General features: G+C 65.7%; 20 protein-coding genes. 4 read left to right on the top strand and 16 right to left on the bottom strand.

Translation table 11 applies throughout. From position 1 onward, the window contains the following. Nucleotide 1: 1 nt before the first annotated feature. From AC1DW2_RS11900 to AC1DW2_RS11890, 3 genes are all read right to left on the bottom strand, one after another. A complete protein-coding gene (locus AC1DW2_RS11900) occupies nucleotides 2-2,260 on the bottom strand; it encodes a CHASE3 domain-containing protein (RefSeq protein WP_477006099.1) in 2,259 nt (752 codons plus the stop codon). Next, complete coding sequence (locus AC1DW2_RS11895; protein ID WP_028148724.1) at nucleotides 2,257-2,670, bottom strand: response regulator; 414 nt, start codon at nucleotides 2,668-2,670, stop codon at nucleotides 2,257-2,259. The genes AC1DW2_RS11900 and AC1DW2_RS11895 overlap by 4 nt, the downstream gene beginning before the upstream one ends. Nucleotides 2,671-2,916: 246 nt before the next feature. Next, nucleotides 2,917-3,537, bottom strand: coding sequence for a BA14K family protein (locus tag AC1DW2_RS11890; RefSeq protein WP_063983561.1), 621 nt, complete (start codon nucleotides 3,535-3,537; stop codon nucleotides 2,917-2,919). Between the two features lie 239 nt (nucleotides 3,538-3,776). On the opposite strand from AC1DW2_RS11890, the gene AC1DW2_RS11885 reads away from it, so the two are divergent. After that, a complete protein-coding gene (locus AC1DW2_RS11885; protein WP_028148726.1) occupies nucleotides 3,777-4,184 on the top strand; it encodes an NADH:ubiquinone oxidoreductase subunit NDUFA12 in 408 nt (135 codons plus the stop codon). Between the two features lie 355 nt (nucleotides 4,185-4,539). On the opposite strand, the gene AC1DW2_RS11880 is transcribed toward AC1DW2_RS11885, so the two are convergent. Continuing rightward, on the bottom strand, nucleotides 4,540-5,187 hold the full coding sequence (locus tag AC1DW2_RS11880; protein WP_477006098.1) for a glutathione S-transferase family protein: 648 nt from the start codon (nucleotides 5,185-5,187) through the stop codon (nucleotides 4,540-4,542). Nucleotides 5,188-5,365: 178 nt separating this feature from the next. Then, nucleotides 5,366-6,049, bottom strand: coding sequence for a DJ-1/PfpI family protein (locus AC1DW2_RS11875; protein ID WP_477006097.1), 684 nt, complete (start codon nucleotides 6,047-6,049; stop codon nucleotides 5,366-5,368). Nucleotides 6,050-6,143: 94 nt separating this feature from the next. On the opposite strand from AC1DW2_RS11875, the gene AC1DW2_RS11870 reads away from it, so the two are divergent. Together AC1DW2_RS11870 and AC1DW2_RS11865 are read left to right on the top strand one after the other, a co-directional pair. Continuing rightward, on the top strand, nucleotides 6,144-7,085 hold the full coding sequence (locus tag AC1DW2_RS11870) for a GlxA family transcriptional regulator (RefSeq protein ID WP_477006096.1): 942 nt from the start codon (nucleotides 6,144-6,146) through the stop codon (nucleotides 7,083-7,085). 35 nt (nucleotides 7,086-7,120) lie between these two features. Then, on the top strand, nucleotides 7,121-7,915 hold the full coding sequence (locus tag AC1DW2_RS11865) for a methyltransferase domain-containing protein (protein ID WP_477006095.1): 795 nt from the start codon (nucleotides 7,121-7,123) through the stop codon (nucleotides 7,913-7,915). Between the two features lie 7 nt (nucleotides 7,916-7,922). Here AC1DW2_RS11865 and AC1DW2_RS11860 read toward each other — a convergent pair whose 3' ends face one another. Together AC1DW2_RS11860 and AC1DW2_RS11855 are read right to left on the bottom strand one after the other, a co-directional pair. After that, on the bottom strand, nucleotides 7,923-8,930 hold the full coding sequence (locus tag AC1DW2_RS11860) for a Na+-dependent transporter (protein WP_477006094.1): 1,008 nt from the start codon (nucleotides 8,928-8,930) through the stop codon (nucleotides 7,923-7,925). Nucleotides 8,931-8,938: 8 nt separating this feature from the next. Next, nucleotides 8,939-9,886 carry an alpha/beta hydrolase gene (locus AC1DW2_RS11855; protein WP_477006093.1) on the bottom strand — a complete coding sequence of 316 codons (948 nt, stop codon included), beginning with the start codon at nucleotides 9,884-9,886 and terminating at the stop codon, nucleotides 8,939-8,941. A 203-nt stretch (nucleotides 9,887-10,089) separates the two neighbouring features. On the opposite strand from AC1DW2_RS11855, the gene AC1DW2_RS11850 reads away from it, so the two are divergent. Further along, nucleotides 10,090-11,148: a DUF2155 domain-containing protein gene (locus tag AC1DW2_RS11850; protein WP_085401101.1), complete on the top strand. Its 1,059-nt coding sequence runs from the start codon at nucleotides 10,090-10,092 to the stop codon at nucleotides 11,146-11,148. 13 nt (nucleotides 11,149-11,161) lie between these two features. Here the strand turns inward: AC1DW2_RS11850 and aat are convergent, their stop codons facing one another. The 9 genes from aat to AC1DW2_RS11805 all read right to left on the bottom strand — a co-directional run bounded on the left by aat (nucleotide 11,162) and on the right by AC1DW2_RS11805 (nucleotide 19,539). Beyond that, on the bottom strand, nucleotides 11,162-11,842 hold the full coding sequence (gene aat, locus AC1DW2_RS11845; protein ID WP_085401100.1) for a leucyl/phenylalanyl-tRNA--protein transferase: 681 nt from the start codon (nucleotides 11,840-11,842) through the stop codon (nucleotides 11,162-11,164). 47 nt (nucleotides 11,843-11,889) lie between these two features. Continuing rightward, complete coding sequence (locus AC1DW2_RS11840) at nucleotides 11,890-13,005, bottom strand: sensor histidine kinase (RefSeq protein WP_085401099.1); 1,116 nt, start codon at nucleotides 13,003-13,005, stop codon at nucleotides 11,890-11,892. Then, a complete protein-coding gene (locus AC1DW2_RS11835; protein ID WP_063983554.1) occupies nucleotides 13,002-13,442 on the bottom strand; it encodes a response regulator in 441 nt (146 codons plus the stop codon). Before AC1DW2_RS11835 ends, AC1DW2_RS11840 begins: the two co-directional genes overlap by 4 nt. Further along, nucleotides 13,439-14,956 carry a sensor histidine kinase gene (locus AC1DW2_RS11830; RefSeq protein WP_477006092.1) on the bottom strand — a complete coding sequence of 506 codons (1,518 nt, stop codon included), beginning with the start codon at nucleotides 14,954-14,956 and terminating at the stop codon, nucleotides 13,439-13,441. Before AC1DW2_RS11830 ends, AC1DW2_RS11835 begins: the two co-directional genes overlap by 4 nt. Before the next feature lie 103 nt (nucleotides 14,957-15,059). Then, entirely contained in the window at nucleotides 15,060-16,415 is a 1,356-nt protein-coding gene (accC, locus tag AC1DW2_RS11825) for an acetyl-CoA carboxylase biotin carboxylase subunit (protein ID WP_477006091.1), read from the bottom strand. A gap of 59 nt (nucleotides 16,416-16,474) precedes the next feature. Continuing rightward, nucleotides 16,475-16,963 carry an acetyl-CoA carboxylase biotin carboxyl carrier protein gene (gene accB / locus AC1DW2_RS11820; RefSeq protein WP_085401096.1) on the bottom strand — a complete coding sequence of 163 codons (489 nt, stop codon included), beginning with the start codon at nucleotides 16,961-16,963 and terminating at the stop codon, nucleotides 16,475-16,477. Nucleotides 16,964-16,998: 35 nt separating this feature from the next. Next, a complete protein-coding gene (gene aroQ / locus AC1DW2_RS11815; RefSeq protein WP_014495592.1) occupies nucleotides 16,999-17,466 on the bottom strand; it encodes a type II 3-dehydroquinate dehydratase in 468 nt (155 codons plus the stop codon). A gap of 258 nt (nucleotides 17,467-17,724) precedes the next feature. After that, nucleotides 17,725-18,534, bottom strand: a complete 810-nt coding sequence (locus AC1DW2_RS11810) for a DUF1236 domain-containing protein (RefSeq protein ID WP_477006090.1) — start codon at nucleotides 18,532-18,534, stop codon at nucleotides 17,725-17,727. A 237-nt stretch (nucleotides 18,535-18,771) separates the two neighbouring features. Beyond that, on the bottom strand, nucleotides 18,772-19,539 hold the full coding sequence (locus tag AC1DW2_RS11805) for a DsbA family protein (RefSeq protein WP_477006089.1): 768 nt from the start codon (nucleotides 19,537-19,539) through the stop codon (nucleotides 18,772-18,774). Between the last annotated feature and the right edge of the window lie 41 nt (nucleotides 19,540-19,580).

The following is a 19,580-nucleotide window of genomic DNA, read 5'->3' as shown; positions in this document are numbered from 1 at the left end:
ACTAGCCCGCCGTCATCCCGCCGCCGTTCAGCGCCTTCCGGATCATCTCGGCGAGCTGGTTGCGGCGGTAGGGCTTGGTCAGCAGCAGCACGCCGTCGTCGAGCTTGCCGTGATGGACGATGGCGTTGTCGGTGTAGCCGGAGGTGTAGAGCACCCTCACACCCGGCCGGCGCTTGGCCACCTCTTMGGCGAGCTCGCGCCCGCTCATGCCGCCGGGGATGACGACGTCGGTGAACAGGAGGTCGAAGTCCTGGCCGGCCTCGATCATGTCCAGCGCGGCCCGGCTGTCGGGCGCGGCGACCGTGTCGTAGCCGAGGCTCTGCAGCTGCGCGGTGACGAAGTTGCGCACCAGCGTGTCGTCCTCGACCACGAAAATGGTCTCGGCGCCCCCTTCGGCCTGCGGCGCCACTGGGGCCGCCGCGTCCGTCATGCCGTCGCCGGGCGGCAGATAGAGCTTGATCGTGGTGCCGTGGCCTTCCTCGCTGTAGATCTTGATGTGGCCGCCGGACTGCTTGACGAAGCCATAGACCATGGAGAGGCCGAGGCCCGAGCCCTTGCCGACCTCCTTGGTGGTGAAGAACGGCTCGAAGGCCTTCTGCTGGATGTCCGCTGACATGCCGGTGCCGGTGTCGCTGACCGCGAGCATCACGTAGGGACCGGGCTGCACCTCCACGTGGGCCTGCGCATAGGCCTCGTCGAGCACGACGTGGTGGGTCTCGAGCAGCAGCTTGCCGCCGTTCGGCATGGCGTCGCGGGCGTTGATCGCCATGTTGAGCACGGCATTGGTGAGGCGGGACGGATCGATGTGCGCGGTCATCGGTCCCTGTTCCAGCACGGTCTCGATCTGGATCTGTTCGCCGAGGGTGGGGCGCAGCAGCTTGGCGATATCGGCGATCGCGCCGTTGATCTCGACATTGCGCGGCTGGAGCGGCTGCCTTCGTGCAAAGGCGAGCAGATGCTGGATCAGCTCGGCGCAGCGCTCGGCGGCATCGTCGATCAGCCGCGCCACGCGCTGGAGCTCGGGCTGCTGCTTCAGGCTCGCCACCAGCGTCTCGGTATTGCCTGATATCACCGTGAGCATGTTGTTGAAGTCGTGCGCGACGCCGCCGGTCAGCTTGCCGATCGCATCCAGCTTCTGCGACTGGTGCAGCTGCCGCTCGGTTTCCCGCGAAGTGGTCGCATCGTGATAGACCAGCACGGCGCCGGRGACGTTGCCTTGTCCGTCGCGCATCGGCCGACCGCTGATCATCAGATGGCGGGGATCGTTGCCGTTGTGCGGGCGGACGATCATCTCCAAATTCTCGAACTGCTCGCCGCGCAGCACGCGCGTCGAGGGCAGTTCGTCCGCCCTGAGCGGCGTGACGCCGTCGCCGTGAAACACGTCGGACAGGGCGCGCAGATTGCGCAGGCTCATGCCGGCGCGATGCAGCAAGATGCGCTCCGCGGCCGGATTGGACAGAAGGACAGTGCCCTCGGCGTCAATCACCAGCACAGCCTCGGCCATGCTGTGGAACGTACTCTGGAGCACGTTGACCGACAGCCGCAGCTCGTCATGCGCGTTGACGAGATGCTCGGTGCGCTCGGCGACGGCCGCCTCGAGTTGCTCCTTCGCCGCCGTGGTCTCCAGCAACGTGCTCTTCAGCGCGACTGTGGTGCGCTGGCTCTCGCGCATCAGCATTGCGACCAGCAGCAGGATCACCAGCGCGCCGATCACGTCGATGCCGAGCAGGACGATGCCGGTGCGGCGGGAACTCTGGGCGCGGGCGGCGAGCAATCGCTCTTCCTCCGCGCTCAGCTGATCGAGATTGCCCATCACCGTGTCCATCAGGCCGCGGCCCTCGCCCTTGCCCTGGAGCGCGGCGACGCCGGCCTGGTCGTTCTCGGCGCGCAGGCGCATCACCTCTGCGGCGATCTCGACCCGGCGCAGCGCCAGCGGCTCGGTGCCCTCGATGAGCGCGACCTGATCCGGATTGTCACGCAGGCTGCGCTTGAGGTCGGCGAGCGCCGGCGCGAGCTGGGCGTGCACCGCCTGAAACTCGTCGCTGAAGCTCGGGTTGCGATAGATCTCGTAGCCGCGCGCGGCGCTCTCGGCGTGGCGCATCAGCACGCGCAGATCGGAGATCTTCTTCTGCGTCTCGATGGTGTGATTGACCCAGGCGGCATCGAACCGCGACTTGACGTCGAGTCCGATCGAGGCGGCGGTGATGATCAGGAGGATTGCAAGTCCAGCACCGAGAATGACGCGCTGCGTTGGGATCAAGGGGCTTCTTTCTTGTCCTTCGGCTGCGCGGCCTCGCCAAGGCATTCCCGGATCGTGGTCAGGAGCGCGTCCGGCGTGAACGGCTTGCGCAGGCAGCGTGTCGCGCCGAGTTCCAGTGCCATGCGGAGGAAATCGGGGGAGGGCGAGGCGGACGAGGCGAAGGCGTAGCCGGACATCGCGATCAGAGGGATCGCCGGCGCGCGCTCGTGAAAGATGCGGATGGATTCGAAGCCGCGCATGTGCGGCATGAAGATGTCGACCAGCATCACGTCAAACGTCTGCGCTTCGAGCGCAGCCAGTCCCGTTTCGCCGCCGTCAGCCATCGTGACATCGAAGCCCTGACGTTGGAGCAGGACCTCGATGGTCGCGCCGACCATCGGATCGTCATCTACCACGAGGATACGCGGCATGACATTTCCCAGTAGATCGAAGTCCCAACATTCATCGGTGATATAGGCGAATCGCGGGACGGGTCAATTTGGGATTGGATCATTGTAGATATGCACGGTGCGGTGAATAAAGGTCCCTCGCGCTCGCGTGCATAGTTCCTCCCGCGCGATGCGCGGGCTGCGCGCGAAACAGGCGATGAGCGCGCGACAAACGAAAGAGGCGCCGCACCGATGCGACGCCTCTTCCTTCAAGCGTTGTCGATCTGCTTACGGGCAGGGATGACGCTGGCCGTCATAGCCGAGATACGTGCCCGAGGCCGGATCGTAGGATCTGTATCGCTGCGCGCAATAAGCCGACGAGTCACCACCGCTATCCGGCACCACTGCGACCGACGGTTCGTCATAATAGCTGTCGTCGCCATAGTAGTAGGGATCGTTGTAGTACCCGCCACCGTAGTAGGCGTAGGAGCCGAGCCCGCCGATCGCAGCACCGGCTGCGACGCCCGGCCAGAAACCGCCACCGTGACGACGCCAGCCGCCACCGTGCCAGTTGCCACCGCCGCCGCGCCAGTTGTTACCCGCGACTGCGAGGGGACGGCCGCCGCCACCACTAAACGTGGCTCCTGCGGTCGGACGCATGGCTAGGCCGGCGCTCGGGCGCATGGCTCCGGCTGCGAAATTGCCGCCGCCGCCACCGAACCGCGCGCCGCCAAAGCTGCCGCCGCCCATGCGGGCGCCGCCACCGCCGAAATGGGCGCCGCCGCCACCGCCAAAATGACCACCGCCGCCACCGCCGTGGCCGCCACGGCCCTGGGCGAAGCTCGGCGTCGCCAACGGAAGGACCAACGCGACCGCTGCCGCGGCGCTCAAAATTCTCAGACTTTTCATGTTCAAACTCCTTATTCCCTGAAGCAAACCTCTTGAAGGGCCCGCGGTTCCAGGGTTCACGCCGGTGTGCGCGTGTGGCGCAGGTTTCCATGCGGCCGCTGTACCCGGCATGAACGGATCGCGTCCGATTTGCGGCAGGGCTTACGCCGGGCATTTTGCACGGCACGGCCGTCCCCGCGGAACTGGACATTTCGCCGCCCGGATGGCATCAGGGCCTCACGAAGCAGGGCCCTAGCCGTATGAAACAGTTCTTCCTCAAGTTCTTCACCTGGTGGAGTGGCCAGACCTTTGGCACCCAGCTCTGGACCAAGCGGTACGGCGAGCTGGTCGGCCAGGACGAGCAGGGAAACCGCTATTATCGGACCCGCGGCGGGGCGATCGATCCGACGCTCGGCTTCGAGCGGCGCTGGGTCATCTATAACGGCTACGCCGAAGCGAGCCGCATTCCGACGGGTTGGCACGGCTGGATGCATCACGTCGTCGATGTGCCGCCGACCGAAGAGAACTACCAGCCGCGCGAATGGCAAAAGCCGCACCAGCCGAACCCCACCGGCACGCCGAACGCCTATCGGCCCTCCGGCTCGACGCTTGCCAGCGGCAAGCGTCCCAAGGCGACCGGCGACTACCAGCCCTGGACGCCTGGCTAGCTTTCCGATCTCCGTCCGAATCCTTGCCGTGGGGGAGGATGCACCAGCATCCGCCTCACCTTGCTGTGGACAGCGGGAACAGCGGGGACAGCGCCTGCGCGGGCGTTGCAGCTACGCGAGCGATGCGGCTCAATGGTCCCATCTTACGGAGATGGGAGACCATCGCGTTCGGTTCGGGCAACAGTTCGCGACTGTCCCGAGATGCAGCGGCCGCCGACGAGGACTCGATCGGGAGATAGGCCCCCGGTCTGGAAGTTCGAAATCGCCCGATGGAATGTGCAGCCACCGTAAGACAGGAAAGGCCGCTTGGGAAACCGAGCGGCCTTTTTCTTTGATCTGTTGCTCTGCTCGCTTCTCAGAGATGGAGCGTCGGTGAGTTGCCGACTGGCATCATCTCATAGGGCGGCTTCCAGCCCGGCAGTTCGGCGACACGCCGGCGCCAGGCATCAATCGCCGGGAAAGTCGCGGCAAGATCAAAGCCCGTCTCCTCGGTCGGATAGTACAGATAGCCCAACAGTGAGAAATCGACGATCGTCGGACGGTCGCCCAGCATGAAGCTGCGGTCGGAGAGGTGTCTGTCGACGATCGAGAAGGCGCTGTCGGTCCGACCGCGCAAGTAAGCGAGCACAGCGGGATGGGCGGGCTCCGGCATGAAGCAGCGCTGAAACCGGTGCTGGGCGAAGCTCGCGGTGAACTTGTGATTGTCGAACAGCAGCCAGCGCGTGGCTTCGAACGTCTCCTCGCGTCTCGGACCGAACACGCCGTGAGTCTCGGCGAGCCACAGCAGGATCGCACCGGACTGGCTCATATGCCGGCCATCGACTTCGAGGACAGGGACTTCGCCCATGACATTGGTTGTGGCCCGCCAGTCAGGCGTGCGGGTCTCGCCGCCGGCAAAGTCGAGGCCGACCGGCTCCCAGTCGAGCCCGGCGCAGTTGAGGAATAGCGCTACCTTGAACGAATTGCCCGAAGCTCCGATGCAGTGCAGCCGGTATCGCGCCATGGTCAGATCCTCCTGTGCGCACGCGACCGGGAAGCGTCCGTGGGTGTTGGGCGCGATACGGATTGTCGCGACAGGCTCCTGACAGCGTCATGTCAGCAGTGCGGAGCTTCCGGACGATGCTTTGCATTGCCCGGGAAGTGCTGCGCTGCGTTCGGGGCGCGTGAGCAAAGCCTCTGCTCTACACCCGCTCAGCCGCGCGCTTGACCGCCTCGAGGCGGCGGGCCTGGTTTGCGGCGCCGCGCTCTCTCAGCAAGGCCAGCACTTCGGCGGGCGCGGTGTCGGGCGAGCCGGACGTGAACGGCGGGGCGGGGTTGTACTCGATCTGGAGCTGGATCGCTTCCGCCGTGGTGCGGTCGACCAGGATCGACACCAGCGTCAGGGCGAAATCGATCCCGGCGGTGACGCCGCCGCCGGTGACGCGGTTGCGGTCGATGCAGACGCGCGTCTTGGTCGGAGTCGCGCCGAACTGGCCGAGCATCTCCATCGCGCTCCAATGGGTGGCAGCGCGATAGCCCTTGAGCAGACCGGCAGCGCCGAGCGCCAGCGCCCCCGTGCAGACCGAGGTGACGTACCTGGCGCCTTCGGCCTGCCTGCGCAGGAAATCCAGCACCTCTTCGTCATTGAGCAGGTCGTTGGTGCCGCCGCCGCCGGGCACGCAGATCACGTCGAGCTGCGGACAGTCGGCGAACGTCGTGGTCGGCGTCAGCGTCAGCACGGAATCGCTCGGCACCGGCTCGATCCGTTTCCAGATCAGGTGCAGCTTCGCGCCGGGGACGGAGGAGAACACCTGCAATGGACCGGTGAAGTCGAGCTGGGTGACGCGCGGAAACACCAAAAGACCGATCTGGAGCGGTGACGACATGGGCAGGTCCTCCAAAGATGAGCTTGACGGACGCAGCCTCTCATGATGCCATTCCGTCCAAAATGGCGTATTTCCCTCACTTTCGGACATGACCATGATCGGCATCCTGATCTTTCCCGATTTCCAGTTGCTCGATGCGGCAGGTCCCATCTCGGTGTTCGAGATCGCGGCGCGCTGCACGGGCAAGACGACCACCGGAATCCGCGTGCTGGCACTGAACGCGGGGCCCGTGCGCAGCTCGTCCGGCGTGGAAATGATGGCGCGCGACTTCAAGTCGGCGAACGCGATCACCACACTGGTCATCGCGGGTGGCGCAGGCGTGACAGTCGCCGCACGCTGCGAGGCCACGCGCGCCTTCGTGCAGCGGCTGGCGCGGCGCGGTGTGCGTGTCGCCAGCGTCTGCTCGGGCGCCTATGTGCTGGCCGAGGCGGGCCTGCTCGATGGGCGCCGCGCCACCACGCATTGGGGCCGCACGCGGGATTTCGTCGCGCGCTATCCCAAGGTGAAGTTCGAGCCGGACCAGATCTTCACGCATGACGGCAATGTGTGGACGTCGGCGGGCATCACCGCGGGTATCGACCTCGCGCTCGCGATGGTCACCGAGGACCATGGTGAGGAGATCGCGCAACAGGCTGCGCGCCAGCTCGTGCTGTATCATCGCCGTAGCGGCGGCCAGTCGCAGTTCTCCTCACTGCTGGAATTGAAGACACCGAACGGCCGGTTCGGCGCGCTGCTGTCCTGGGCGCGCGAGAATCTCGATGCCCGGCTGACGGTCGAAGACCTCGCCGATCGTGCCGGCATGAGCGCGCGGCATTTTGCCCGCGCCTTTGCCGCCGAGACCGGCACGACGCCGTCGAAGGCGATCGAGCGCTTACGGATCGAGGTCGCGCGCGAGCGCGTGCAGTCCTCGCGCGAGGCGATCGAGCTCGTCGCGGAGACGACCGGATTTGGCGATCCCGAGCGCATGCGGCGCGCCTTCATCCGCGCCTTCGGCCAGCCGCCCCAGGCGCTGCGGCGCGCGGCGCGGGCGGGTTAGGAAATCTCACCTGGCACTCGAGCGTGGAGGCGAAGATGACCGGAATGGAGTACAGCAACGAGAACGCGAAACGGCTCCAAAGACTTTATCTCACAGGGGACGTGACCGCCCAGCGCGCGGAGACCATTCGGCAGCTCAATCTGTCCGCCGGCGAGAGCGTTCTCGATATCGGATGTGGTCCCGGCTATCTCTGCGAAAGCATGGCGCAGATCGTCGGGCCGGATGGTGCTGTCGTCGGTATCGATGTGTCGACTGACCTGATCGAGGTCTGCAACCGGCAGAAGGCTTCCGCCTGGATTTCCTATGCGATCGGCAACGCGACGGAATTGGGTCAATCCCATGCGTCGTTCGATGTCGTCGTGTGCACGCAGGTTGCCGAGTACGTGCCTGACGTTGACCGCGTCCTCGCAGAGACATTTCGCGTGCTCAAGCCAGGGGGCCGCACGATTTTTGTCGCAACGGACTGGGACGCGGTGGTGTGGCATTCCGAAAGCCCGGAACGTATGGCCGCGGTGATGAAATCATGGGAAGCGCACTGCGCTCACCCGCGTCTCCCGAGGTCGATGGCCCACAGATTGGTGGATGCACGACTTCACCTGGACGGTGCGTCGGTCTTTCCAATCCTGAATTTGCAGTACGATGACGATAGCTACAGTAAGGGGCTGGCCCAGGGCATTCGGGACTTCGTCGCCCGCAGGAACGACGTTTCAGCCGATGATCTCGAAGCATGGCATAGCGAGTTTGAGCGTCTGAGCGGAGCGGGACAATACTTCTTCAGCACCAACCGCTATCTCTTCAGGGCCTCAAAGCCGGCCGCGACGCCGCTATGAATGCGTCCTAGGTCGCCTTGCCTGCAGCGGCCTCGCCGTTGCCATCCGCGCGCGCCGTGAAGCGGCGTGCGATCGGCGTCAGCATGTAGGGCGCAAGATGGATCGGAAATTGCGTCATCGCGAAATAGAGCCAGGTGGTTGGCGGCAGCGCGCCGGCGGTCGCGGCCAGCATCAGGCCCAGATTGCGCTGTGACACCATCAGCCCGAGCGCCAGCGCGCGCTCATAGCCGATGCGGCGGAACAGCAGCGTGGTCACGGCGAGCAGCGTGAAATAGATCGCGAAGGACAGAGCCGCCAGGCCGATCGTGAAGAGCGGCCGGGCCACGAGGTCGCTCACGACATCGCCCATGATCGCGGCGGCGAAGATCAGGAGGATGATGATGTTGAAGCCGTCGATCGGCTTCCTGTGGCGCTGGATCGCTTTTGCGCCGAACACCCAACGGATGATGGTTGCGGCCAGCAGCGACGCCGCGAGGATGCCGAGCAGCTTCAGGCCGAGCGTCGCCGGCGTGACGCTGAGCATGCCGTCGAGGAATAGGCTTGCGAACAGCGACGCTGTGAAGGGGACCAGCGCGGTGGAGGTCACCAGCGTGACCAGCACGAGCGTGGCATCGAGGCCCATCAGCGCGGCGAGCGCCGGAGACGCCATCATGGGCGAGGCCATGCTCTGGAGCATCAGGGCAACGGAAAGGCCGGGCGAGTGGTCGTTGAGCCCTGTTGCATAGATGATCAGTCCGACGATCAGCGGCACGCCCATCGTAGTCCAGGCGGTTGCGGTCGCAATCAGCGCCGGGCGGCGTAGGTGACCGTACAGCGCCGCGAGATCGACTCGCATGAAGGAGATGCAGAGCAGGACGAGGATCGCTTCGGTGATGTAGGGCCGCAGCAGCGCGCCGAGCGGCGGCACGGCGGCGGCGACGAACACGACCGCCGCGACCCCGCGGGTGCCCTGGCTGCCGAGCCATGTCAGCGCGCGCAGGGGGAGGGCGAAGACGGTTTGAAGAACGAAGGGCATGGGAGGCGTCAGCCCAGCTCCTTCAACCAGGCGCCGATCTCGCGCACCGCGACATTGGCCTGCGGCAGCAGCTTGCCCATCGTGAAGAAGCCGTGGAATTGGCCGGGATAATGTTTGTAGGCGACGGGCACGCCGGCCTGCTTTAGGCGCGCGGCATACTCGTCGCCTTCGTCGCGCAGCGGATCGGCGCCGGCCGTGAGCACATAGGCCGGCGGCAAACCGGCGAGGCTTTTCGCGCGCGCCGGCGAGGCACGCCAGTCGTGGATGTCGACTGTGCCGTTGAGATAGTGATCGCGGAACCAGCGGATCACCGAATGCGTCAGCAGCACGCTGGTCTCGGGCTCGCTGTGGGAGCCGTGCGTCATGGCGAAATCGGTCGCGGGGTAGATCAGGACCTGGCCCGCGATCTTCGGACCATTGCCGTCGCGTGCCGTGAGCGCGACCACTGCGGCGAGATTGCCGCCGGCGCTATCGCCGCCGATCGAAAGGCGCGAGGCATCGATGCCGAGCTCGCGCGCTTTCGCGGCAATCCATTTTGTGGCGGCGATCGCGTCATCAGCGGCGGCGGGAAACTTGTGCTCGGGCGCGAGGCGGTAATCGACCGAGATCACGATCAGCGCGCCTGAAACGGCGAGCTGGCGGCAGACGACGTCGTGGGAGTCGAGATCGCCGATCACCCAGCCGCCGCCATGGAAGAACACCAGCGCCGGCGACAGGCCATTCTGACGGCGCGGCTGCTTCGGGACGTAGATGCGGGCCGGGATTTCGCCGTGCGGCGCCGGGATCGCCAGCGCCGCGACGCGCGCCAGTTCCGGCGGCTCGGGGTTGGTGGCGAAGCGGGCCTGCCCGTAATAGGCGCGGGCTTCCGGTGCCGTCAGGGTCTCGTAGGCGGGGCGGCCGGCCTCCTGGAAGGCCTTGTAGACGGCGGCGGCATCGGGATCGAGCACGACGGGCATGGGAGCGACCTTGGGGTTTTCTGTTATCGTTGGACGTCGTTCGGGGGCGCTGCCCGCCTTGGCCCCGGGGAGGAGCCGGTCAACTATCCCATCCGGCCGCCGGTCTGGCCAGCGGGCCGCGGGCAGGGCAGGGATGCCGCCCTTCCCCCGCCGTATTCGCCGTGTTAACCGGATGGCCTGCGAGCGGCGGTATCCCCTGTAGAATGTCCAGCAAGCCCGATTCGCTGTTGAAGCCGCGCGAGAAGATGGTTCGAACCTTTACCCTTACAAGACTTGCCCTGCCAGGTCTTGCGGCGCTTCTGGCCGCCACCGCATTGACGGTTGCGACGCCCGCGCAGGCGCAGATCGGCACGATCTTCTCCGACCCGCCGCCGCGGCCGCCGGGTTCGATTCCGCGTGGTCAGCCGCAGCCTCAGATCCCCGACGACGACGAAGAGGTCCCCGAGCTGCCGCCGCAGGGCCGCGTGCTGCCGTCGCGCCCGATGGCCCCGCCGCCGGGCCGGCAAGGTAACGTGATGCCGGGGCCGGTCGAGTCCCAGCCCCTGGCGCCGCCGCCGGGCTCAACCGTCGCTCCGCCGAACCAGCCGCCGTCCGTGGCGGTCGCTCCGCCCAATCCGCAAGCCGCCCCGGGTGCGCCCGGTCAGCGCCAGCCCCAGCAGAAGGGCGGGCCGGGCGGCACTGTCCCGCAGACCCCGGCTAGCCTCCAGCCGGGCGACGAGGTCGTGACCGAGCCGCCGGCCCAGAAGATCGTGAACAAGAAGGCGACCTTCTCCGGCCTCGACAAGATCACCGGGCGCATCATCAATTTCGACGAGGACATCGGCGAGACCGTCCAGTTCGGCGCGCTGCGGGTCAAGACCGACGCCTGCTATACGCGGCCGGCGACGGAAGCCACCAATACCGACGCCTTCGTCGAGGTCGACGAGATCACCTTGCAGGGCGAGGTGAAGCGCATCTTCTCAGGCTGGATGTATGCGGCGAGCCCCGGCCTGCACGGCGTCGAGCATCCGATCTACGACATCTGGCTCACCGACTGCAAAGAGCCGCAGCAGACCATTGCGACCGCGGCGCCCGATCCGACCGCAGCAAAGCCGGCGGCTCCGCCGCCCGCGCAGAAGAAGGCGGCGCAACCCAAGCAGGCCGTGCAGCAGCGCCCGCCGCAGCCCTTGCCGCCGATCCAGCAGCAGCAGCCGGCGCCGCCACCCCCGCCGCCGCCGGAGCAGCGGCCGGGCCTGTTCGGCATCCCCGGGTTCGGGCGCTAGGCCCCATTACCGATCATGGACGGGAGGCGATGATATCGAGCGCGCGTGCGCCCGGGATCGCGTCGCCGGTTGACAACCGCAGGAAATCACCGGGGTCACCGGCGAGCGCCTTGTCGAGCAGCGCGGTGTAGCGCCGCCGCGAAATCTCGACCGCGCCAAAACTCTTCAAATGATCAGTGACGTATTGCGTGTCGAGCAGCTCGAAGCCGCCATGGATCAGCCGCGCGACCAGGTGCACCAGCGCGACCTTCGAGGCATCGCGCGCGGTGTGAAACATGCTCTCGCCGAAGAAGGCGCGTCCGAGGCTGACGCCGTAGAGCCCGCCGACGAGGTCGTCGCCCTGCCAGGCCTCGACGCTGTGGCAATGGCCGAGCTCGTAGAGGCCGCCATAGAGGTCGCGAATCCGCTTGTTGATCCAGGTGTCCTCGCGCCCCGCCTGCGGCGCGGCGCAGCCGGCGATCGTTGCCTTGAACGCCGTGTTGACGGTGACGCGAAAGGCGTCCGTACGGACGGTGCGCGCGAGCCGCGAGGCCACGCGAAATCCCTCGAGCGGGATCACGCCGCGCAATTCCGGCTCGACCCAGAACAGGGTCGGATCGTCGGCGCTCTCGGCCATCGGAAAAATGCCGCAGGCATAGGCACGCAACAGCACGGCCGGCGTGATTTCAGACGAAGCGGAGTCGCGCGAAGTCATGGCGCAACAATAGCAGGATCGTGGAGGTGTTGCGAAGGGGGCGAGGGTCAGCCTGCGGCGGCGTTGTTGGTCTTGTCGGGGGCTGCGGGCGTGCGGCGGAACCTCAGCATGACGCGAGTTCCGGAATGGGCGGGGTCGCGCTCGACAGTGGCGTCGAGCTTGGTGGCCATCGCCGCGACGATGCGCTGGCCCATGCCGGTCGAGCGCGGATCCGCCTTGACCTTGTCACCGACGCCGTCGTCGGTGATCGCCAGCAGCAGATCCTCGCCATGCGAGGTCAGCTCGACATGGATGGGGCCGGCGCCGTCGGGATAGGCGTATTTCACCGCGTTCATCACCAGCTCGTTGACGATGATGCCGACGGCGACGGCGCGGTCCGGATCGATCTCGATCGGCTCGGCCTTCACCGTCAGGCGCGACATCCGGTTGCCTTCGGCCGAGCGCCTGAGATCCTCGAGCAGCGAATCCAGATACTGGTTCAGCACCACGCTCTTCAGGTCCTGCGAAGTGTAGAGCCGGCGGTGCACCTGCGCGACCGCGGCGACGCGGCCCATCGCGTTGGTCAGCGCCGCCTTGACCTCTTCCTGGCCCGCCGAGTTCGCCTGGAGATGCAGCAGCGAAGCGATGATCTGGAGCGAGTTGCCGACGCGGTGATTGACCTCGCGCAGCAGCAGCTCGCGTTCGGCGGCGAGCGCGGCGTAGCGGTCGCGCGATGCGTGGATCTCGGCCTCGGCTTCCTCGCGCGCCTTCTGCAATTCGGCCTGGCGCAGCGCGCCGTCGGCGGCGACGTGGAGCAGGGGGATGAAATCGCCCTTGACGTCCTTGACGAGATAATCGGCCGCGCCTGCCTTCAGCGCGGTGACCGCGATGCTGGAATCCTGCGACGCGGTGACGAACACCACGGGCGGCGCGCCTGGTATCGCCATGATCTGCTCGAGCGTCTCCAGCCCGTCGAGGCCGGGCATGTACTGGTCGAGCGCCACGACGTCGATGCAGCTGTCGGCGCTGTTTTGGGTCCCCGCGCGACGGATACGCTCCAGGCCTTCCTCGCCGCTCGCGGCATGAATGACCTTGTAGCCGCGTCGCGTCAGGCCGCGCTCGACCAGGCGGGCCAAGGCCGCGTCGTCGTCGATGTAGAGCAGTGTAGGCGGGTGCTGGTTCATGAGGCGGCGGGCGGGACCTGGATGACCGAGAAGAACAGGCCGAGCTGCCGGATGGCATTGGCGAAATTCTCGTAGTTCACGGGCTTGGTGATGTAGACGTTGCAGCCGAGCTCGTAGCAGCGCTTGATTTCCTGGCTGTCGTCGGTGGTGGTCAGCACCACCACGGGCGAGGCCTTCAGGTATTTGTTCTCCTTGATCTGCTTCAGGATGTCGATCCCGGTCATGTCGGGGAGATTGAGATCGAGCAGGATCAGGAGCGCATTGCCCTTCTGCACGAGCCCGCTGCCGTCTGAGCCGAACAGGTGCTTCACCGCGTCCGTGCCGTTGGCGAAGGGGATGATCTCGTTGTTGACGCCGGATCGGCGGATGTTGCGCTCGATCAGCCGGGCGTGGCCCTCGTCGTCCTCGATCATGATGATGGTGACGGGTTGAGTCATTGGTCGGCGTTCCGGTTGCTTGCGTTCCAGGTGATGGGCAGCGTGATGGTGAAGGTGCTGCCCGTATTCAGTTCCGATGATACCGACATGGTACCGCCGAGGCGGCGCACAAGTGCGCGCACATGCGCAAGACCAATGCCCTGACCAGGCTTGTCCTGGGTTCCCGCCCGGCGAAACAGGTCGAAAATCCGCTGGTGATCTTTCGGATCGATCCCGCGGCCATTATCGCTGATCTCGAAGATAGCGTAGCCAAGCTTGGTGCGCCCGCGGATTCTGATCTCGCCGGGGGCGCCGGCCTTGAGATATTTGATGGCGTTGTCGATCAGATTGGAGAAGATCTGCTCCAGCGCAAGGCGGTCGCTGACGAGATCCGGCAGCGGCGCGACATGGATCTCGGCCTGCGCTTCGGCGGACTGATGCGCCAGCGTCGAGACGATGGCTTCGATCAGCTCGCGGGTGTCGATCTTCTCGGGCACGAATTCGCGCCGGCCCTCGCGGGTGAGGTTGAGGATCGCCGAGATCAGGCGGTCCATCTTGGCGATCGACGACTTGATGAAGCCGAGCGCTTCGGAAAAATCCGTTGAAAGCTGCTTGTCGGGGCCTTCGAGCGTGACCTCGCCGTCAGCTAGCGGCGGGCCATCGGCCGGGACATGGGTAAGGCCGCCGATACGGCGGAAAATGTCGCCGCTGAGCTCTTCGAGTTCGCTGGTGAAGCCCATGATGTTGACGAGTGGCGAACGAAGGTCGTGGCTGACGATATAGGCAAAGCGCTGAATCTCGTTGTTGGCCTCGCGCAGGTCTGCCGTGCGTTCGTCGACCACGGTCTCGAGGTTGGCGTAGGCGTCGCGCAGGCGCGTCTCGGCCTCGTCGCGGGCCAGCACCGAGCGCCGCACCAGCCAGATCGAGATCAGGGTCAGCAGCACCACGAGGCCCGAACCGATGCCGGTCATCGAGGCCGCCAGCGTCTGGCTGCGGTCGGAATTGGCCGATCGGAGCCGGAACAGGCGCTCCTCCTCCTGGATCATGGAGACGGCGACTTTGCTGATCTCGGCCGTGGTGTCGGTGGAGGCGGCCTCGCGGACCTGCGCTATGGCCTTGTCCGGCCGATTCTGGCCGATGAAGTCCAGCTCCTGCTTGAATTGCCCCAGCCGGATTTCGATAGCCGCGCTCAGCTTCTCGATGTTGCCGCGTTGGTCCGGATTATCGCGGGTCAGGCGCGTGAGCTTGTCGAGGGCAGGTATGATCGCTGCCACGGCTTTCTCATGGTCGGCCTTGAAATCCGCCCCTTGGGTCAGGAGATAGCCGCGGGCGGCGCTCTCGGCACGCCGGATTTCCAGCAGCAGGGCGTTGATCTGGTTCTCCGCCTCGATGGTGTGGATCACCCATTTGCTATCGTCTCTGGCCTTGTTGACCAGGTAGACGGAGCCGGCGCTGATCACGGTCAACACCAGAAGACCCGCCGAGAACAGCAGGATCTGCCACAGGGAGCGCCGTCGTTGCGCTTCAGTCGTCACGACGGTCTCGCTTCGTCACGTCAACGGAACTCAAAAGGCCCCCTCGGAACTGTCCCCGTCCAGAACGCGATGGGGGCCAAAGGGTTCCACGGGAGGAGAGGGGTCACCCCGCGGCCGGTTCCTTGCCCGCGAGATACTGTTCCAGCCAGTGGATGTGATAGTCGCCGTTGATGATGCCGTCCTGGCGCACCAGGTCGCGGAACAGCGGCAGCGTCGTCTCGATGCCCTCGACCACCATCTCGTCCAGTGCCCGGCGCAGCCGCATCAGGCATTCGGCGCGGGTCTTGCCGTGGACGATGAGCTTGCCGACGAGCGAGTCGTAATAGGGCGGGATGGTGTAGCCCTGATAGACCGCAGAATCGATGCGCACGCCGAGCCCGCCGGGCTGGTGATATTGCGTGATGCGGCCTGGCGAGGGACGGAAAGTCTGCGGGTTCTCGGCGTTGATGCGGCACTCGATCGCATGGCCGATGATCTGAATCTCGCTTTGCTTGGCCGGCAGATCGCCGCCGGCAGCGATGCGGATCTGCTCCAGCACGAGGTCGATGTCGGTGATACTCTCGGTGACGGGATGTTCGACCTGGATGCGGGTGTTCATCTCGATGAAGTAGAACTCGCCGTCCTCGAACAGGAATTCGATGGTGCCGACGCCGAGATATTTCATCTCGCGCATCGCCTTGGCGCAGGTCTCGCCGATCTTGGCGCGTGCAGCGGCGGCAAGGACGGGCGAGGGACCTTCCTCCCAGACCTTCTGGTGGCGGCGCTGCAGCGAGCAATCGCGCTCGCCGAGATGGATCGCGCCGCCGCGGCCGTCACCGAGGATCTGGATTTCGATATGACGCGGCTTCTGGAGGTATTTTTCGAGATAGACGGACGCGTCACCGAAGGCGGACTTGGCCTCGTTGGCTGCCGTCGACAGCGCCACCTGGAGGTCGGCCTCGCTCTGCGCGACCTTCATGCCGCGGCCGCCGCCGCCGGCGGCTGCCTTGACCAGCACGGGGAAGCCGATCTTCCTGGCGATCGCCATCGCGTCGTCCTCGGGGCCGACCGCGCCGTCCGAGCCGGGCACCACGGGAATGCCGAGATTCCTGGCCGTCTTCTTGGCCTCGATCTTGTCGCCCATCAGGCGGATGTGCTCGGCCTTGGGGCCGATGAAATGCAGATTGTGCTCGCCAAGGATTTCGGCGAAGCGCGCGTTCTCGGAGAGGAAGCCGTAGCCGGGATGCACGGCATCCGCGCCGGTGATCTCGCAGGCCGCGAGCAGCGCGGGCACGTTGAGATAGCTGTCCTTGGACGGCGGCGGCCCGATGCAGACGCTCTCGTCCGACAGGCGCACATGCATGGCGTCGGCGTCGGCAGTGGAGTGCACGGCGACGGTCGCGATGCCGAGCTCCTTGCAGGCGCGCAGGATGCGAAGGGCGATCTCGCCGCGATTGGCTATGAGGATCTTGTCGAACATGGTGTCCTTAAGGGACTGGCGCGCGGGAGGCGGCTAGGGCGGCTGACCGCCCACGACCATTACTCAATGATGACGAGCGGCTCGCCGTACTCGACCGGCTGGCCGTCTTCGACCAGGATCTGCGTCACCGTGCCGGCGCGCGGCGAGGGGATCTGGTTCATGGTCTTCATGGCTTCGATGATCAGCAGCGTCTGGCCGACCGAGACCTTGCTGCCGACCTCGATGAACGGCTTGGCGCCGGGCTCCGGCGCCCAATAGGCGGTGCCGACCATCGGCGAGATCACCGCGCCCGGATGCTTCGACAGGTCGGCCGCGGCTGGCGCGGCGGCAGCTGCGGCCGCCGGCAGGATGGCGGGAGCGGCCGCCATCTGCATCGGCATGGTGGCGGCGACGCTGATGTTGCGGGCGACGCGCAGGCGAAGGCCGGCCCGTTCGATCTCGATCTCGGTGAGGCTGGTCTCATCGAGCAGGAGTGCGAGCTCGCGGACGAGCGCGGAATCCTCGCTGGAAAACTTTACGGCTGCTTTGTCGTCTGGCTGGCGCGCCATGTTCTGATCCGAATGTTCTGTGTGAAGAGGGAGCGTCAGGCTTTGGGCTTGATGCCGAGTTTGGCGGCAAGGCCCTGGATCGCGAGGCGGTAGCCCTCGATGCCGAAACCGCAGAGCGAGGCGAAGGCCGCGCGCGCGGTGTAGGAATGGTGACGGAAGCTCTCGCGGGCGTGGATGTTGGTCACGTGCACTTCGACGGTCGGGATCTGCACCGCCAGCAGCGCGTCGTGCAGCGCGATCGAGGTGTGCGAATAGCCTCCGGCATTGATGATGATGCCCTTCATCTTGCGGGCGTGCGCCTCGTGGACGAAGTCGATCAGCTCGCCTTCGCGGTTGGACTGCCGGCAGTCGGCCTTGAGGCCATACGCCGCCGCCGCTTCGCGGCACAACGTTTCGACGTCGGCCAGCGTCGCATGGCCATACTTCTCGGGCTCGCGCGTCCCCAACATGTTGAGGTTCGGCCCGTTGAGAACGAGGATCGTGTCGGTTGCTGGTTCGGCCATTCCAATCCCGCAAGAGGTGCTTCGGCGTGGCGGGGGTTATAGGTAACAAAGCGCCCTAGGGGAAGCCTTGAAGGACCTCCCAGGGGGCTTCAATCAGCTCATCCGGGATGCAAAAACCTGTGCGGAAGCTACGGAAATTGCTTGTTAACCAGTTCTAATCGTGGCTGCCGGGCGGGATAGGCAGGGGAGGCCGCCCAATAGGCCAAAAGCCCCTGCCGATCTCTCGGCAAGGGCTTATCGGGCCGTCAGCCAAGCGGCTTAGCCTTCGATGATGTACACGATCTCGCGCGTCTGCGGACGGACGATGATGTACTGTCCGCGGACGTAGATCACGTCATAGCCGCGCCACTCCGGATAGATCTCCACGATCCGGGGCGGCAGCGGATGGAAGCGAACGGACGCCGGGATCGCGGCGCCGACCGAGATGTTGAAGTTGACGTTCGTGGTCTCTTCGATCTTGGTCGACTTGATCGCCGTTGAGATCTCGGTCCGCTTCTCGGCAGGCGGTGCCGCAGCGGTCGCAGGCGCGGCGCCGGTCGTGGTCTGAGACTTGGTGTCGGCAGCCTTGCTGTCCGCGCCCTTGGTCTGGGCGTTCATGTTGCCGCTCTTGGTGTCAGTCTCGGTGCTCTTGGACTTGTCCATCTGGGACTTGTCCATCGTGCTCTTGGACTTGTCCTGCGCGGACTTGTCCTGTGCGCCCTGGGCGTGCTCACCCTTCGTCGCGCCGGCCTTCTCGTCAGCCGCGTTCTTGTTCATCGTGCCGGATTTTTCCATCCCGCCTGACTTTTCCATCGCACCGGATTTCTCCGTCGCGCCAGACGACTTCTCCTCGGCTGCTCCGCCGGGCTTCATGGCGCCGCCAGCCTGGCCGACGGTGCCCCTCTCGGGAGCGGCTTCCTTGCCCATCGCGCCACGTTCAGCTGCGCCGCCGCCGGGTTGCGAATGTTGCGTCGGCTGCGCGCCGGCCCCGCCACCGCTATCGCGGTTCATGGTGCCCTGTGCGTTCGCCAGCCCGGTGCCTGCGACGAGCGCGAGCGCGGCGACCGAGATCATAAAGCGGTTAGACATCAAATTTCTCCTCACGTGTTTCTTTGCGTCATTGCCCGCGCCACCAACGAAAGGAGATTTGAGTTGTTCCGGAACATCGGCGGTTCCGGGGTATTTGTTTCTTAAACGCGAGATGAATGCGCGCGCCGGATTCGCGCCAGAATTCGCGCAAAGCCGCGGTCAACGAAAAAGGCCGGCTGTTCAGCCGGCCTCGTCGCATGCGCAGATTGTGAAATGCGGGATCAGCAGGTCGCCTTGTTAGCAGGTCGCCTTGCCGCAACGGGCAACGCCGATCTTTTCCTTCAGGCCTTCGAGGCCGACGGCGCCGATCACGATCTGCTTGCCGATCACGTAGCTCGGCGTGCCGTTCATACCCATCGCTTCGGCGAGCTTGAAATTCTCCTCGATGGTGGCGCGCACCTCGGGGCTGCCGATGTCCTTCTCGATCTTCGCGGTGTCGAGGCCGGCTTCCTTGGCCGCCTGAAGCGCGCGCGCCTTGTCGGCGGCGCCACGGCCGCCGAGCAGCTTCTGGTGGAAGTCGAGATACTTCTTGCCGGTGGGATCCTGCATGCGCACGGCGACCGCGACCTGCGCCGCTTCGACCGAGCCCTGGCTCAACACCGGAAACTCCTTCAGCACGACCTTCAACTTCGGATCGGCCTTCATGAGGTCGAGCATGTCGCCCATCGCGCGCTTGCAGTAGCCGCAATTGTAATCGAAGAACTCGACGAAGGTGACGTCGCCGTCCTTGTTGCCGAGCACGACCTGGCGCGGCGAGTTGAAGATCGCATCGGAGTTCTGCGCGATGCTGGCTTCGTGCTTCTGCGTTTCGGCCGCGGCCTGGCGCTTGGTGAGCTCGGTCATCGCTTCCTCGAGCACCTCGGGATGGGTGACGAGATAGTTCTTGATGATCGCCTCGATGTCGGTGCGCTGGGCATCCGAGAAGCTGTCGGCCGACGCGGGAACGGCTGCGCCGAACAGGGCGAGCGCGAACAGCGCGGGAGCAAGCAGGCGCAGCGAAGGCATAGGCAAATCCTCTTATCGAAAGCTGGTTTCGGAAAACGTCC

The sequence above is a fragment of the Bradyrhizobium sp. P3_C3 genome, from assembly GCF_056402655.1.
The sequence above is the reverse complement of the archived record's forward strand: the minus strand, read 5'-3'. Positions and strand labels throughout refer to the sequence as shown.

What these genes read in the sequence shown, in the direction of transcription:
- accC (WP_477006091.1), bottom strand. Translation starts at nt 16,415, where the DNA reads ATGTTCGACAAGATCCTCATAGCCAATCGCGGCGAGATCGCCCTTCGC.
- AC1DW2_RS11870 (WP_477006096.1), top strand. Translation starts at nt 6,144, where the DNA reads ATGATCGGCATCCTGATCTTTCCCGATTTCCAGTTGCTCGATGCGGCA.
- AC1DW2_RS11840 (WP_085401099.1), bottom strand. Translation starts at nt 13,005, where the DNA reads ATGAACCAGCACCCGCCTACACTGCTCTACATCGACGACGACGCGGCC.
- accB (WP_085401096.1), bottom strand. Translation starts at nt 16,963, where the DNA reads ATGGCGCGCCAGCCAGACGACAAAGCAGCCGTAAAGTTTTCCAGCGAG.
- AC1DW2_RS11885 (WP_028148726.1), top strand. Translation starts at nt 3,777, where the DNA reads ATGAAACAGTTCTTCCTCAAGTTCTTCACCTGGTGGAGTGGCCAGACC.
- AC1DW2_RS11865 (WP_477006095.1), top strand. Translation starts at nt 7,121, where the DNA reads ATGACCGGAATGGAGTACAGCAACGAGAACGCGAAACGGCTCCAAAGA.
- AC1DW2_RS11875 (WP_477006097.1), bottom strand. Translation starts at nt 6,049, where the DNA reads ATGTCGTCACCGCTCCAGATCGGTCTTTTGGTGTTTCCGCGCGTCACC.
- AC1DW2_RS11895 (WP_028148724.1), bottom strand. Translation starts at nt 2,670, where the DNA reads ATGCCGCGTATCCTCGTGGTAGATGACGATCCGATGGTCGGCGCGACC.
- AC1DW2_RS11855 (WP_477006093.1), bottom strand. Translation starts at nt 9,886, where the DNA reads ATGCCCGTCGTGCTCGATCCCGATGCCGCCGCCGTCTACAAGGCCTTC.
- AC1DW2_RS11850 (WP_085401101.1), top strand. Translation starts at nt 10,090, where the DNA reads ATGTCCAGCAAGCCCGATTCGCTGTTGAAGCCGCGCGAGAAGATGGTT.
- AC1DW2_RS11835 (WP_063983554.1), bottom strand. Translation starts at nt 13,442, where the DNA reads ATGACTCAACCCGTCACCATCATCATGATCGAGGACGACGAGGGCCAC.
- aat (WP_085401100.1), bottom strand. Translation starts at nt 11,842, where the DNA reads ATGACTTCGCGCGACTCCGCTTCGTCTGAAATCACGCCGGCCGTGCTG.
- AC1DW2_RS11890 (WP_063983561.1), bottom strand. Translation starts at nt 3,537, where the DNA reads ATGAAAAGTCTGAGAATTTTGAGCGCCGCGGCAGCGGTCGCGTTGGTC.
- AC1DW2_RS11880 (WP_477006098.1), bottom strand. Translation starts at nt 5,187, where the DNA reads ATGGCGCGATACCGGCTGCACTGCATCGGAGCTTCGGGCAATTCGTTC.
- AC1DW2_RS11860 (WP_477006094.1), bottom strand. Translation starts at nt 8,930, where the DNA reads ATGCCCTTCGTTCTTCAAACCGTCTTCGCCCTCCCCCTGCGCGCGCTG.
- AC1DW2_RS11810 (WP_477006090.1), bottom strand. Translation starts at nt 18,534, where the DNA reads ATGTCTAACCGCTTTATGATCTCGGTCGCCGCGCTCGCGCTCGTCGCA.
- AC1DW2_RS11805 (WP_477006089.1), bottom strand. Translation starts at nt 19,539, where the DNA reads ATGCCTTCGCTGCGCCTGCTTGCTCCCGCGCTGTTCGCGCTCGCCCTG.
- aroQ (WP_014495592.1), bottom strand. Translation starts at nt 17,466, where the DNA reads ATGGCCGAACCAGCAACCGACACGATCCTCGTTCTCAACGGGCCGAAC.